Genomic DNA, 669 nt, shown 5'->3' on the forward strand with positions numbered 1-669 from the left:
CAGGAACGGCACCGGACGCTCGTCGAGGTCAACCGCACCGAACTAGCGCTGCCCGACGCCTCGTTGGCGGAACTGTTCGAGCGGCAGGTGGCCCTCACCCCCGACGCCCCCGCCCTGGCCTGCGAGAACACCACCCTCAGCTACGCCGAGCTCAACACCCGCGCCAACCACCTCGCCCACCACCTCACCACCCGAGGCATCCGCCCCGGCGACACCGTCGCCGTCCTCCTGCAACGCTCCCCCGACACCGTCACCACCGTCCTCGCCCTCGCCAAAACCGGCGCGACCTACATCCCCCTCGACAACCGCTACCCCGCCGACCGCATCCGCCTCGTCCTCGACGAAACCCGCACCAAACTCCTCATCACCGACACCACCACCGAACTCGACACCACCACACCCGAGTTCAACCCCGAACACACCCCACAAGGCGAGGACCCCGGCAACCCCCACCACACCGTCCACCCCGACGACGCCGCCTACATCATGTACACCAGCGGCTCCACCGGCCGACCCAAAGGCGTCATCGCCACCCACCGCAACATCACCGCCCTCGCCCTCGACCCCCGCTTCCACCCCACCGCCCACCACCGCGTCCTCCTCCACTCCCCCACCGCCTTCGACGCCTCCACCTACGAAATCTGGGTCCCCCTCCTCAACGGCAACACC

1 protein-coding gene is annotated in these 669 nt (G+C 69.1%); it reads left to right on the forward strand.

Annotated elements, in window-relative coordinates:
• On the forward strand, nucleotides 1-669 hold a 669-nt coding region (locus IH61_RS42250; protein WP_037974192.1), incomplete at both ends, for an AMP-binding protein.

The organism is Streptomyces sp. NRRL WC-3742, assembly GCF_000720635.1.
GTDB lineage: Bacteria > Actinomycetota > Actinomycetes > Streptomycetales > Streptomycetaceae > Kitasatospora.